At 70.0% G+C, this 13,164-nt stretch carries 12 protein-coding genes and 2 tRNA genes; 9 read left to right on the top strand and 5 right to left on the bottom strand.

The window, feature by feature from the left end:
• Positions 1-22 precede the first annotated feature (22 nt).
• The 3 genes from gyrA (at position 23) to FGW31_RS17120 (ending at position 3,583) form a co-directional block, all read left to right on the top strand.
• Positions 23-2,620, top strand: a complete 2,598-nt coding sequence (gyrA, locus tag FGW31_RS17130) for a DNA gyrase subunit A (RefSeq protein ID WP_142194304.1) — start codon at positions 23-25, stop codon at positions 2,618-2,620.
• An 18-nt stretch (positions 2,621-2,638) separates the two neighbouring features.
• Complete coding sequence (locus tag FGW31_RS17125) at positions 2,639-3,385, top strand: DUF3566 domain-containing protein (protein WP_142194303.1); 747 nt, start codon at positions 2,639-2,641, stop codon at positions 3,383-3,385.
• Positions 3,386-3,506: 121 nt separating this feature from the next.
• Positions 3,507-3,583: transfer RNA gene (locus FGW31_RS17120), tRNA-Ile, on the top strand.
• Positions 3,584-4,005: 422 nt separating this feature from the next.
• Here FGW31_RS17120 and FGW31_RS17115 read toward each other — a convergent pair.
• On the bottom strand, positions 4,006-4,368 hold the full coding sequence (locus tag FGW31_RS17115; protein ID WP_142194302.1) for a DUF6344 domain-containing protein: 363 nt from the start codon (positions 4,366-4,368) through the stop codon (positions 4,006-4,008).
• 340 nt (positions 4,369-4,708) lie between these two features.
• Between FGW31_RS17115 and FGW31_RS35270 the strand changes: the two genes are divergently transcribed.
• The gene (locus FGW31_RS35270; protein WP_003999697.1) at positions 4,709-4,837 is read left to right on the top strand and encodes a DLW-39 family protein; all 129 of its coding nucleotides are present in this window, start codon (positions 4,709-4,711) and stop codon (positions 4,835-4,837) included.
• Positions 4,838-4,982: 145 nt separating this feature from the next.
• On the top strand, positions 4,983-6,368 hold the full coding sequence (locus tag FGW31_RS17105; RefSeq protein ID WP_142194301.1) for a hypothetical protein: 1,386 nt from the start codon (positions 4,983-4,985) through the stop codon (positions 6,366-6,368).
• A 76-nt stretch (positions 6,369-6,444) separates the two neighbouring features.
• On the opposite strand, the gene FGW31_RS17100 is transcribed toward FGW31_RS17105, so the two are convergent.
• A complete protein-coding gene (locus tag FGW31_RS17100; protein WP_142194300.1) occupies positions 6,445-8,061 on the bottom strand; it encodes a serine/threonine-protein kinase in 1,617 nt (538 codons plus the stop codon).
• 141 nt (positions 8,062-8,202) lie between these two features.
• The gene (locus FGW31_RS17095; RefSeq protein WP_142194299.1) at positions 8,203-8,751 is read right to left on the bottom strand and encodes a helix-turn-helix domain-containing protein; all 549 of its coding nucleotides are present in this window, start codon (positions 8,749-8,751) and stop codon (positions 8,203-8,205) included.
• Positions 8,752-8,931: 180 nt separating this feature from the next.
• Here FGW31_RS17095 and FGW31_RS17090 point away from each other — a divergent pair.
• Positions 8,932-9,004, top strand: a tRNA-Ala gene (locus FGW31_RS17090).
• Positions 9,005-9,132: 128 nt separating this feature from the next.
• Here FGW31_RS17090 and FGW31_RS17085 read toward each other — a convergent pair.
• The gene (locus FGW31_RS17085; protein ID WP_142194298.1) at positions 9,133-9,834 is read right to left on the bottom strand and encodes a DUF5324 family protein; all 702 of its coding nucleotides are present in this window, start codon (positions 9,832-9,834) and stop codon (positions 9,133-9,135) included.
• A gap of 339 nt (positions 9,835-10,173) precedes the next feature.
• Between FGW31_RS17085 and FGW31_RS17080 the strand changes: the two genes are divergently transcribed.
• Both FGW31_RS17080 and FGW31_RS17075 read left to right on the top strand, forming a co-directional pair.
• The gene (locus FGW31_RS17080; protein ID WP_142194297.1) at positions 10,174-10,701 is read left to right on the top strand and encodes a peptidylprolyl isomerase; all 528 of its coding nucleotides are present in this window, start codon (positions 10,174-10,176) and stop codon (positions 10,699-10,701) included.
• Positions 10,702-10,804: 103 nt separating this feature from the next.
• A complete protein-coding gene (locus FGW31_RS17075; protein WP_142194296.1) occupies positions 10,805-11,692 on the top strand; it encodes a rhomboid family intramembrane serine protease in 888 nt (295 codons plus the stop codon).
• A 280-nt stretch (positions 11,693-11,972) separates the two neighbouring features.
• Here FGW31_RS17075 and crgA read toward each other — a convergent pair whose 3' ends face one another.
• The gene (gene crgA, locus FGW31_RS17070; protein WP_142194295.1) at positions 11,973-12,227 is read right to left on the bottom strand and encodes a cell division protein CrgA; all 255 of its coding nucleotides are present in this window, start codon (positions 12,225-12,227) and stop codon (positions 11,973-11,975) included.
• 141 nt (positions 12,228-12,368) lie between these two features.
• On the opposite strand from crgA, the gene FGW31_RS17065 reads away from it, so the two are divergent.
• A complete protein-coding gene (locus tag FGW31_RS17065) occupies positions 12,369-13,148 on the top strand; it encodes a DUF881 domain-containing protein (protein ID WP_142194294.1) in 780 nt (259 codons plus the stop codon).
• Positions 13,149-13,164: the final 16 nt, after the last annotated feature.

Below are 13,164 nucleotides of genomic sequence, written 5' to 3'. Positions count from 1 at the left end.
CCAGGAAGGATCTTCACCAGCAATGACCGACGAGAACACTCCCGTCACGCCCGTAGAGGACGCGGACGCGGCCGGAATGCGTGTCGAGCCCGTCGGGCTCGAGACGGAGATGCAGCGTTCGTACCTCGACTACGCGATGTCCGTCATCGTCTCGCGTGCGCTGCCGGACGTCCGTGACGGCCTCAAGCCCGTCCACCGCCGCGTCCTGTACGCCATGTACGACGGCGGCTACCGCCCCGAGCGCGGCTTCTACAAGTGCGCCCGCGTCGTCGGCGACGTCATGGGCAACTACCACCCGCACGGCGACTCCTCGATCTACGACGCGCTGGTCCGCCTCGCGCAGCCGTGGTCGATGCGGATGCCGCTGGTGGACTCCAACGGCAACTTCGGCTCGCCGGGCAACGACCCGGCGGCGGCCATGCGCTACACCGAGTGCAAGATGGCGCCGCTGTCGATGGAGATGGTCCGCGACATCGACGAGGAGACCGTCGACTTCACGGACAACTACGACGGCCGCTCCCAGGAGCCGACCGTCCTGCCGGCCCGCTTCCCGAACCTGCTGATCAACGGCTCGGCCGGCATCGCGGTCGGCATGGCGACCAACATCCCGCCGCACAACCTGCGCGAGGTCGCGGCCGGTGCCCAGTGGTACCTGGAGAACCCCGAGGCCTCCCACGAGGAGCTGCTGGACGCGCTCATCGAGCGCATCAAGGGCCCCGACTTCCCGACCGGCGCCCTGGTGGTCGGCCGCAAGGGCATCGAGGAGGCGTACCGCACCGGTCGCGGTTCGATCACCATGCGCGCGGTGGTCGAGGTCGAGGAGATCCAGAACCGCCAGTGCCTGGTGGTCACGGAGCTGCCGTACCAGACCAACCCCGACAACCTCGCGCAGAAGATCGCCGACCTGGTGAAGGACGGCAAGATCGGCGGCATCGCCGACGTCCGCGACGAGACGTCCTCGCGCACCGGCCAGCGCCTGGTCATCGTGCTGAAGCGGGACGCGGTCGCCAAGGTCGTGCTGAACAACCTGTACAAGCACACCGACCTGCAGACCAACTTCGGCGCCAACATGCTGGCCCTGGTCGACGGCGTGCCGCGCACGCTGTCCCTGGACGCGTTCATCCGCCACTGGGTGACGCACCAGATCGAGGTCATCGTCCGCCGTACGCGCTTCCGGCTGCGCAAGGCCGAGGAGCGCGCGCACATCCTGCGCGGCCTGCTGAAGGCCCTGGACGCCATCGACGAGGTCATCGCGCTGATCCGGCGCAGCGACACCGTGGAGATCGCGCGCGGCGGCCTGATGGACCTCCTGGAGATCGACGACATCCAGGCCAACGCCATCCTCGAGATGCAGCTGCGCCGACTGGCCGCCCTGGAGCGCCAGAAGATCGTCCAGGAGCACGACGAACTCCAGGCGAAGATCAACGAGTACAACGAGATCCTGGCCTCCCCGGTCCGCCAGCGCGGCATCGTCAGCGAGGAACTGGCCGCGCTCGTCGAGAAGTTCGGCGACGACCGCAAGACCAAGCTGATCCCGTACGAGGGCGACATGTCCATCGAGGACCTGATCGCCGAGGAGGACATCGTCGTCACGGTCACGCGCGGCGGTTACATCAAGCGCACCAAGACCGACGACTACCGGGCCCAGAAGCGCGGCGGCAAGGGCGTACGGGGCGCGAAGCTGAAGGAAGACGACATCGTCGACCACTTCTTCGTCTCCACCACGCACCACTGGCTGCTGTTCTTCACCAACAAGGGCCGCGTGTACCGCGTGAAGGCGTACGAGCTGCCCGACGCCGGCCGGGACGCGCGCGGGCAGCACGTGGCCAACCTGCTGGCCTTCCAGCCGGACGAGGCGATCGCGCAGATCCTGGCGATCCGCGACTACGAGGCGGCCCCGTACCTGGTGCTGGCCACCAAGGCCGGCCTGGTCAAGAAGACGCCGCTGAAGGACTACGACTCCCCGCGCTCCGGCGGTGTCATCGCGATCAACCTGCGTGAGCAGGAGGACGGTTCCGACGACGAACTGATCGGAGCCGAACTCGTCTCGTCCGACGACGATCTGCTGCTGATCAGTAAGAAGGCGCAGTCGATCAGGTTCACCGCCACGGACGACTCGCTGCGTCCCATGGGCCGCGCGACCTCGGGTGTCAAGGGCATGAGTTTCCGTGAGGGAGACCAGCTGCTCTCGATGAATGTTGTTCGACCCGGTACGTTCGTGTTCACTGCCACGGACGGCGGGTACGCGAAGCGGACCGCCGTCGACGAGTACCGCGTCCAGGGGCGTGGCGGCCTCGGCATCAAGGCCGCCAAGATCGTCGAGGACCGTGGATCCCTCGTCGGCGCGCTGGTGGTCGAGGAGACCGACGAGATCCTCGCCATCACGTTGTCGGGCGGCGTGATTCGTACGCGAGTCAACGAGATCAGGGAAACCGGCCGTGACACCATGGGCGTCCAACTGATCAATCTGGGCAAGCGCGATGCCGTGGTCGGCATCGCCCGTAACGCCGAGGCGGGACGCGAGGCGGAGGAAGTCGACGGCGACGTGGCCGTGGACGAGACCGCCGACGAGGTCACGGCCGCCGGCACGGACGAGGGTGAGGCGCCCTCGGCCGAGTAGCACGAGGAGTGAGTCAGCGTGAGCGGAGCCACGGGCGCCGGACCGGCCGGTACCAGTACGGGATCGGACGGCGGTGGCCGTGGCTCCGCCGCGCAGGCGTCCGATCCGCACACGACCAATCTGAAAGCGATCAAGGCGCCCGTGAAGGACGTGACCTCGTCCGACAGGCATGGATCCCAGGGGGGAACTGTGGCGGACACCCGAGGCCAGCAGCAGGCGGGGCCCGACCACGGCTCCGCCGCCAGGTCGGCCTCTCCGCTGCCGGGGGAACGGCAGCCGCAGCAGCAGGCGGGCCCGTACCACCCGCCGCAGGCCTACGAGGCGCAAGGAGCCGCGCAGGCCGGCCAGACCGGCGCGGTGCGCCGCCCGCGCACCGGGGCGCGCACCGTCCCGCGCGTGCGCAAGGCACGCCTGCGGGTGGCGAAGGCCGACCCCTGGTCGGTGATGAAGGTCAGCTTCCTGCTCTCCATCGCGCTCGGTATCTGCACGATCGTCGCGGCGGCGGTGCTGTGGATGGTCATGGACGCCATGGGCGTGTTCTCGACCGTCGGCGGCACGATCTCCGAGGCGACCGGCTCCAACGAGTCGAACGGCTTCGACCTGCAGTCGTTCCTGTCGCTGCCCAACGTGCTGATGTTCACGACGATCATCGCGGTCATCGACGTCGTCCTGGCGACGGCCCTGGCGACGCTCGGCGCGTTCATCTACAACCTCTCCGCGGGTTTCGTGGGCGGTGTGGAGCTGACGCTGGCCGAGGACGAGTGAGCTGCTCACACGGCTTGTCAGGCCGTCTCTGACGGTCCCCGGACAACCGATTTTGGGACTGCCCCGGTCGTGCGCTAATCTTCAGGAGTCAGCGCGCGGGACACACACCGCAGAGCGCGGCGGGGCTATAGCTCAGTTGGTTAGAGCGCATCCCTGATAAGGATGAGGCCACAGGTTCAAATCCTGTTAGCCCCACCAGCACGAAGACCCCCAACCGATTCGGTTGGGGGTCTTCGGCGTTCCCGTCCGGGAGAGTGCCGGCCTGTCGGCTCTTGGACCTTGATCCTCGGACTGTGACCTGGGGCCTGCGACCTGTGATCTGGGGCCGGGGGCCGGGGGCCGGGGGCCGGGGGCCTGGGGCCTGAGGCCTGGGGTCTGAGGCCTGGGGTCTGGGCCCTGGGACCTTGGGTGCTTGGGCTCTTCGGCCGGTGGCAGTCGGGCATGACCGGGGGCGGTACCGGCCGGCCGTGGTGCCCGGGTCGGGCGTGGTGCGGGCATGGGAAAGGCCCGGCCTGCTCTGGGCGAGCGGGCCGGGCCTGCGCGTGCCGTGGGGCTGTACGCGAGTTCGCCGAAAACTTCTGGAAGCCGGAGACGGCACGGGGCGGGGCTGCGGTCCCGGATCAGTTCCGGAGCGGGGCCTGGGCCTGCTGGGGCTCCGTCGTAGACGTCGTGTCGTCGGAGCAGCCCTCGGGTGCCGGTTCGGGCGCGGGATCCGGCAGGATCCGGTGGCGGCAACTGGGGGACTTGCCGTGCGCCTCGGCGTGGATGCGCTGTTTCATCGTGGGCGGCAGGGCGCTGAGGAGGGACCAGAGGAACGGCGCCGTCTCCGCCACGCTCGTCGGGCGGCTCTCGATGTTGCTGACCGGCTCGCTCTGCGGTACGGCGGCGGAGGCGGTCGTGGTGATGAGTCCGAGCGCCGTGCAGAGCGCGAGGAAGGCGGTGACGACGGCGGTCCACAGTGTCATGACCTTGTTCCTGGCCATGGGTCCCTCTCTTTCAGGTCGGGCGATTTGCGTACTTTCCTCATGATGTGTATGTGGACCGCGAAGTGGTGGATCCGCGCCCGTGGCGCGTGGATGTTCAGATGAACACCACTCGAATGGGCGCAAGAGGGTACAAAAGCAGAAGGAACGGGAGGTGGAGGGTGAAAGTCACCGTCCGTGGAGGTGTGATCACCCTCCGGTTGGATGGGGCTGCTCCGCTTCTATTGGTCGGTGGCCAAGGGCAGTTGGAGGCGCCGACACAGGTCACCGATCGGTATCGACCGGTGTGTATAGTCGGGCGGCAGAGGTCCCCTACGTCAAGGAAAGACGAGGTCGCGCGGTGAAGAAGCTTCTCCTGGTCGCACTGGCCGCCATCGGCGGGCTCCTCGTGTACCGCCAGATCCAGGCGGATCGCGCCGAGCAGGATCTGTGGACGGAGGCGACTGACTCCGTGCCCACGGGTTCGTGAGTACCGACATCCGACGCTGAACAGACCCCGGCCGCCTGCGCGGTCGGGGTTTTGTGTGTTTCCGGCGGGGTCTTGCCGACGGGCCGTGTCCGCGGGGCAGGATGAGCGGCGGCGCGACGGTGCGGGCGACGACGAGGGGTGGCGCGTGAGGGCAGGGCGGGGTACGGCGCGGGGGCGCACCCGGGCGGCCGGGAACGGTCGGTTCCCGAACGCCGTACGCGTGGGAGCGGCGGCGCTCGCGTCCGTGGTGGTCCTGGGTCCGGTGGGCGCGCCGCCGGCGGCCCACGCCACGGCCGATGTCCGGGCCGCTGCCGCCGGCGGCCACCGGTCGGCGCCCCAGGACCCCGGCGGCTACGCCTTCGACGACGACGCGCGCAGGATCGAGGGGACGGCGAGCACCGCGGACGCCGCGGAACTGGTCCCCGGCCGCACCTACCGGAGCACACTGCCGGCGAGCGGCAAGGTCTACTACCGCCTGGAACTCGACGCCGCCACGAACGTCTACGCCTCCGCCACCGCCGTCCCCCCGCCCGGCCGCACCGTCTCCGTCATCGACGGCGTGAAGGTGTACGTGGAGGACGGCGAGGGCCGCTCCTGCGATGTCGACACGGCCAGCTTCGGCGCCGCCGGCAGCCCGCACCCGGTCGCCGCGTCGGCGATGCGGGAGATCTCCCCGAGGAGATCCCTGTGCAAGGAGGCCGGCACGTACTACGTGGCCGTCGAACGCGTCGACCCGGACGGGCCGGGCTCCTCCCCCGACCCCTGGGAGATGGAACTCACCGCGGTGTCGGAACCGCCCGTGGAGAGCGCCGGGGCGACGAGCGCGCCGCGCGACTGGAACTCCGCGACGCCCCGGCCGGTCGCCGGGCAGCCCGAACGACGCCCGGGCGGAGCGGGGTTCGCCCACGCCACCCCCATCGGCCAAGGAGTGTGGCGGGACGACATTCGACCCGGCCAGACCCTCTTCTACAAGGTTCCCGTCGACTGGGGCCGGCAGCTCCACGCCACCGCCGAACTGGGCAGTTCGGCCTCGGGCGGCAGCGGCTACGTCGCGGCCGCGCTGGATCTCGACCTCTACAACCCCGCCCGCGGCCATGTCGTCGACGCCGGCGTCGGCTACGACGGCGGCCAGAAGACGGAGAGCCTCGCCCCGCTGCCGCCGGTCGCGTACGTCAATCGGCACGCCGTCGGCCGCCAGACCGGGGCGATGCGGTTCGCCGGTTCGTACTACCTGGTCGCGCACCTCTCGGCGGAGGTGGCCACCACCTTCGGCGACGGGCCCGTGCCGCTGACCCTGCGGGTGCGGCTGAGCGGTGACGCGCAGGAGGGCCCCGGGTACGCGGGGGAGTCCGTGCCGTCGGACGTCTTCACCGTCACGGGCGGGGACAGGGGGGCGGCCGCCGACGGGGCGGCCGGGGGCGACGACACCGCCTTCCGGGCGCTGGCGGCCGGCGGCATCGGCACCGGCAGCGCCCTGCTGGTCGGGCTCGGCGTGTGGACGCTGATCGCACGACGGCGGGCCGACGCGTAGACCGGATCCGCGGGCTGGAACCGGTCCGTCGGCCGGACGGGCGGCGGCACAGGCGGCGGCCGCCCACTGCCCGTGGTCAGATCTGGGCGAGCGCCCAGAAGCCCACGGCGTAGCAGGCCAGGGCCAGCAGCAGGACCGGGACGGCCACTGCGGCCGGCGGACCCGGGCGGCGGCTGCGGCGACGGCGATGCCCCCGGGGGCCCGCCGCGCGCCGGGGCACCGGATCGACGGGGGGCGGGCTCTGCGGGCCCGGGGCGGTGTATTCCGCGGTGGAGGCGTCGGGACGCGCGGACGGGTGCGGCACGGGGGAGCGCAGCGGATGCGTGGGGTCGTGAGGGGAGACGTACGGGGTGGCACCGGGTGGCTGCTGCGGGGTGCCGTAGCGGACCTGTTCCGGGGCCGGAGTCGACGGTCGCGGGGTGTGCGCGGGAGCCGGTGGCACGGGCGGCACGGGGGCGGAGGTGACGGTGGCCTGCGGTGGGGGCAGATGGAAGCTTCCGGTGTCCGACATGCTTGTCGGTGTCGGTGTCGGTGTCGGTGTCGGTGTCGGTGTCGGTGTCGGTGTCGGTGGCGGTGCGGAGACGGGGCCCTGGCGCGGATCGGCCGGTACGCCGCTCCCTGCCGTGCCGTCCGGGATGACCGCGGCGCCCCTGCCCCTGGCGGACGGGGAGGCAGGCTCCTCCGCCCCGGCAGGGCCGGGCAGTCCTCCGGTCCGCGGGCCCGCCTCGCCGGTGCCCGGCTCCCGGGCCTGCTGCCGCGCGGGGCCGCGGCCCGTCGTGCCGCTCCCGCCCGGCCGCGCGCCCGAGGCGCTCCTCAACGGGCCGTCCTCCGTGAACCCCGGTGGCAGCGGCCCCAGTTGGTCGAAAATCTCGATCAGCTCGTCGTCGGGGCCGGGCTCCGGCAGCAGTTCCGCGGCCGCGGCCAGCGCCTTGCGCGCCCCCGTGGCCGTACGGAACCTCGCCTGCGGATCCGGCTGGAGAAGCATGGCCACGACCTGCCACAGCGGCTCCGGGATGCCCTGGGGCGCGCCCGGCGTGCCGTGGTCGGTGAAGTACTGGATCAGGGCCTTGGCGTCCGGTTTGGCGCCCTCCAGCAGGTACAGCGCGACCAGTCCCGCGGCGAACAGGTCGGCGGGGAAGTCCGGTTCGGACCCCATCATCTGCTCCGGCGCGAGATAGCCGGGCGTTCCGACCACCAGATTGGTCTCGGTCAGCCGGGGTTCGCCCAGTCGCATCGCGATGCCGAAGTCGGACAGGCGCAGCCGCGGCCGGCCCGTGCCGGTCGCCTCCAGGAGCACGTTGGCGGGTTTGACGTCGCGGTGGACGACGTCCTCCGCGTGCACCGCGGCGAGCCCCGCCAGCAGCTGGTCGAGCAGGGTGCAGACGAAGACGGGCGGCAGCGGCCCGTAGTCGCCGACCAGGTGGACCAGTGAACCGCCGGTGACCAGGTCCATGGTGAACAGGACCTTGTCGTCGTCGGCGGCCCAGCTGGTGGGAGCGAGGACATGGGGATGATCGATCCGCAGGGCCTGCTCGCGCACGAAGCGGAGCAGGGAGTGGGCGTCGCTCTGCAGCAGGACCTTGGCGGCCACGTAGCGGCGGCGACGGTGGTCCCAGGCGCGCCAGACGGCGCCGACGCCCCCGCGTCCGATCGGATCGACCAGTTCGTACCGGCCGGCGAAGACCTCACCCATGACTGTCCGTCGCTCCTCCCCCTGCGGTGTCCCCCTGTCCCTCCCCCTCGACGAGCGATACGACTCCCCCGAGCCCTCGCGTGCCCCCCGTTTCCCGCGCGTCCCGGCCGGCCGAACCCCCTTCGACCGCCGGGCGGGGGATCAGCTCTGGTGGGACTGGTAGTGCGTGACCGCGTCCGAGGTGCGGCCGGCGCCGTAGACCCGCAGGAACTCCGCCAGCTCGGGATGGGTGGGAGCGAGAGTGTCGGCGGCCTCGATGATGTCGCCGGCGGCGGCCACCGAGCGCAGCAGGGACTGGATCTCGCGCACCACCCGCTTGACCGTCGGCGCCCCCGAACTGGTCGTCGTCTGGGTGGTGTTGCTGAGGACCGAGCCGCCCTGTGACTTCTTGATCTCCTCCATGCGCTCGGTCGCCTCGGCCGCGCTGACGCTGCCGTCCGCGACCTGCCCCGCCAGGTCCTGCAGCAGCTGCACCCGCTGCACCACCGCGGGATTACCGATCTTCGCCCGCTGACCGCTCATCAGCTGGGACAGCATCGGTGCCGACAGCCCCAGTACCCCCGCGAGACGAGCCTGGTTGAGGCCGAGGTCGTCTATGAGCCTGCGGAAGAGCGCCCCCAACGGCTCCCCATACCAATTCCGCTGCAGTTCCCGCGCTCTTGCGGTGGCTTCCTGCTGTGCGGCGTCCATTGCGTCTCCCCATCGCTTCCCCATGAACCGCGGTTCGCTGTAGCGAACCACGCCGAGCATCTTACGGAGAGTGGTCGGTCACGGGGACCCCTAATCCTTTTGCGGAAATCCCGGGGGGACCCGGTACTCTGGTCCCGGGCGCCCACCCGGATGTGTATCTCCCGGTGGACGCTTTCCTTCGGGGCCTTAGCTCAGTTGGTAGAGCGCTGTCTTTGCATGGCAGATGTCAGGGGTTCGACTCCCCTAGGCTCCACAAGAAAACCCCTCTCACCTGCAGAAACGCAGTGAGAGGGGTTCGCTGTTTCACGTGAAACAGTGCTGATCGGTGGGGGCGGGAGACCAGGTCTCCCGCCCCCACCGCACTGTTGGTATCGCTGCGTATCAGGGCGCCTGGTCGCGCCGGGCGGCCTCTTCCTCGGCCTCCTTGGCCTCGACCTCCGGGTCGAGGGCCGACCGGTCCGTTCCGTCCACCGACGTCAGCTCGGTCGCTCCCGAGACATCCGTCGCGGCCGGCGGCTCCACGAGCCAGTCCGGGTTGGCCTGCTTGTCCCACCACTTCCAGACGGCGAAAGCACCTCCGGCGACGGCGCCCAGGATCAGGACGGTCCTCGCGGCGCGGCCGGCCTTCGCCCGTCGCTGCTGCTTGCGCACCAGCTTCTGGATCTGGCGGGCCGAGACCTGGCCGCGCAGCGCCGCCAGCGCGGCCGCGCTGCGGGCCGCGGCCTCGTCCTTCGCGGGACCGGCGACGGCCACCGCCTGTTCGATCCTCGGCAGGGAGTAGTCGGCCGCCTGCCGGGCGGCCTGGCGAGTCCGGGCGGCGGCCTGCTGGGCGGCCTTGTCGACCTTCGGCGGCACATGCGTCCGGGCCTGCTCCAGATACGGCTGCACATGGGCTCCGTACTGGACGCGGGCCTGTCCGGCGGCCTGCGTCACCTTGGGCGCCAGCCGTACGCGGGCCTCCTGTGCGTAGTGCGCGGCCCTGACCTTGGCCGTGTCGGCGTAAGGCGCCACCACTTCCGCGGCGTGCAGCACGCTGTCCTTCGCCGAACCGGTCGCGGCGCGCACGCTGTCGATGCGGGTCACGGTTCCTCCTCCTCGGTGGCGTACGGTATTTCGACTTTCCACCCTTTTACGGATCATGCCTGCCGCCTCACCGTCGGGCATGCGCGGTCGGGCATACGGGTGCCGGGTGGAGTCGATCGATTGCGATATCAAGGGTGATAACGGATGAACCACGGGTAACGGGAGCTTGCCGTCGACAATGCCACGGATCGGCGCCATACGCCCCCGTCCGGGCCCCAGCGGGCTGCTTTTCCGCAAGCGGAACGGCCCGGTTGCCGTCCTGTGAACGGGCGCCGGGCGACTAGGCGCCCCGTCCGTGCGAGGATCAGGGAGTCACGGAAAGACAACGGAAGGCACATCGTGGCTGAGCAGCTCACCGCCACCCTGAAGACCAATCACGGCGACATCGAGGTCCGGCTCTTCCCGAACCAGGCGCCCATCACGGTCAAGAACTTCGTCGAGCTCGCCAAGGGCGAGCGGGAGTGGACCCACCCCCAGACCGGCAAGAAGTCCACGGACAAGCTCTACGACGGCACGGTCTTCCACCGGGTGATCAGCGGCTTCATGATCCAGGGCGGTGACCCGCTGGGCAACGGCACCGGCGGTCCCGGCTACCAGTTCGAGGACGAGTTCCACCCGGACCTGCGCTTCGACAAGCCCTACCTGCTGGCGATGGCCAACGCCGGCCCGGGCACCAACGGCTCGCAGTTCTTCATCACCGTCGCTCCGACGGCGTGGCTGAACCGCAAGCACACCATCTTCGGCGAGGTCGCCGACGCCGCCAGCCAGAAGGTCGTCGACACCATCGCCGCCACGCAGACCAACCCGCGCACCGACCGTCCGGTGAACGACGTGGTGATCGAGTCCGTCGAGATCCGCGAGGGCTGATCCCTCGTCCCCGGAGCGCGAAAGCCCTCCAAGGGAACCAATCGCCCCGCTCATCCGTAAGGATGGGCGGGGCGGGGCTTTTCCACACGACCTAGGGGTGCCCATGGACGACCAGGCCGCCGGCAGCGCGCAGGACGCCCGGAGCGTCCCCGTCTGCTATCGCCACCCGGACCGTGAGACCGGCGTCCGCTGCACCCGGTGCGAGCGCCCGATCTGCCCCGAGTGCATGGTCGACGCCTCGGTCGGTTTCCAGTGCCCGGAGTGCGTGCGCAGCGGCACGGGCACGGGGCACGCGCCCTCGGCCGCCCTGCCGCGCACGATCGCCGGCGGCACCGTCGCCGCCGACCCCCGGCTGCTGACCAAGATCCTGCTCGGGATCAATGTCGCGGTGTTCCTCGCCGTCCAGGTCCGGCCGTCGCTGCTGCGCGATCTCTATCTCATCGGGGTGTGGCCGCCGGCGCCGTTCCTGCCGTCCTCGGGAGTGGCCGACGGCGAGTGGTACCGCCTGGTCACCTCGATGTTCACGCACGAGGAGATCTGGCACATCGCCTTCAACATGCTCAGTCTGTGGTGGCTCGGCGGACCACTGGAGCAGGCGCTGGGCCGGGCTCGTTACCTCGCGCTCTATCTGATCTCCGGCCTGGCGGGCAGCGCGCTGACCTATCTGCTGGCCTCGGGGACCACGGCCTCGCTCGGCGCGTCCGGTGCCATCTTCGGACTGTTCGGCGCGACCGCCGTACTGATGCGCCGGCTCCGTTACGACATGCGGCCGATCATCGCGCTGCTGGTGATCAACCTCATCTTCACCTTCGGCTGGAGCAACATCGCCTGGCAGGCCCACATCGGCGGGCTCGTCGCCGGTGTGGTCATCGGGTACGCCATGGTCCACGCCCCGCGCGATCGGCGGACGCTGGTGCAGTACGGGACCTGTGCACTGGTGCTGGCCGCGGTCGTCCTGTTGACCCTGTTGAGGACGGCACAGCTCACCTGAGCACCGCGGTTGTCCACAGCGTGTGGCGGATCTTGTGCACGGTGTGCGGGAACATCTGTGCCCTCGGTGACCGGCCCGTGTTTGCGCAGGTCAGGCCGTTGGCGAACAGGCTTTCGGTTGCCGGTGCTTCTGTCACACCGGCGTCAACCCTCGAAGGGTTATCCACAGATCGTCTTTCCTTTTCCCCATGTGGACAACGGCTGTGGATAACTCAGGGGACAACTCTGCCCAGAGCTGATGGACAGCCCTGGGCAGAGTTGTGCTCACCGTGCGGCGAGCGCTACTTCCACTGGGTGGAGACGCCGAATCCCGCGGCGATGAACCCGAAGCCCACCACGATGTTCCAGTTGCCGAGGGCGTCGAGGGGCAGCGAGCCGTCGGTGACGTAGAAGACGACGATCCAGGCCAGGCCGATGAGGAACAGAGCCAGCATCACCGGCGCGACCCAGGCACGGTTGGTCAGCTTCAGGGCCGTCGCCTGCTTCGCCGGCGGCGGCGTGTAGTCGGCCTTCTTGCGGATACGTGACTTCGGCACGAGGGTCTCTCCTGTCGATGCGCTGCGTGGCCGCGCAGGGAACTGGGTCGGGCTCGGGGCAGCGTACAAGGGGACTCTGAGCTCTCCCCCGGGCGTCCGTTAGCGTAGTGCTTCCGCGGCGCCGAAGGAGATAAGGGTACGTTGAGCAATTCTGCCGACTTCCCCGGGATGGAATCCAGTCCTGCCCGCCGACGCCGTTTCCGGCCCGTGCGGATCCTCACGGCTGCCGTCTTCGCGCTCGCGGGACTGATCTTCTTCACCAGCTTCGACACGGCCAAGGGCACCGACATCCGTACGGACGCCTCGCTGCTGAAGCTCTCCGACCTGATCCACGAGCGCAGCCTCAAGAACGGCCGGCTCGAAGAGTCCAACGGCGCGTTGCGCCAGGAGATAGAGAACTTCGCCGAGGGCGACGACGGCGGCACCGGGGCGGAGGACGACAAGCTCGCCGACCTGGAGGAGCGCGCCGGCACGCAGAAGCTCAAGGGCGAGGCGATCACGGTCACCCTCAACGACGCCCCGCCGGACGCCACCGCCAAGCTGCCCGGCTATCCCGAGCCGCAGCCCGACTATCTGGTCATCCACCAGCAGGACCTCCAGGCCGTGGTGAACGCGCTGTGGCAGGGCGGCGCCGAGGGCATCAAGGTCATGGACCAGCGGCTGATCTCCACCAGTGCCGTGCGCTGCGTGGGCAACACCCTGATCCTCCAGGGCCGCGTCTACTCGCCGCCGTACAAGATCACTGCGGTCGGGGACCCGGAGAAGCTGAAGAAGGCGCTCTCCGCCTCGCCGGCCATCCAGAACTACATGGTGTACGTCAATGTCTACGGCCTCGGCTGGAAGGTCGAGGACAACGGAACGGTGACGCTGCCCGGCTACTCGGGGACCGTGGATCTCCGCTACGCCGAGCCCACCGAGTAGCCGGTCGTTGTTTCAC

This window comes from Streptomyces calvus (assembly GCF_006782915.1).
GTDB lineage: Bacteria > Actinomycetota > Actinomycetes > Streptomycetales > Streptomycetaceae > Streptomyces > Streptomyces calvus.
This window is presented reverse-complemented; position numbering and strand designations above follow the sequence as displayed.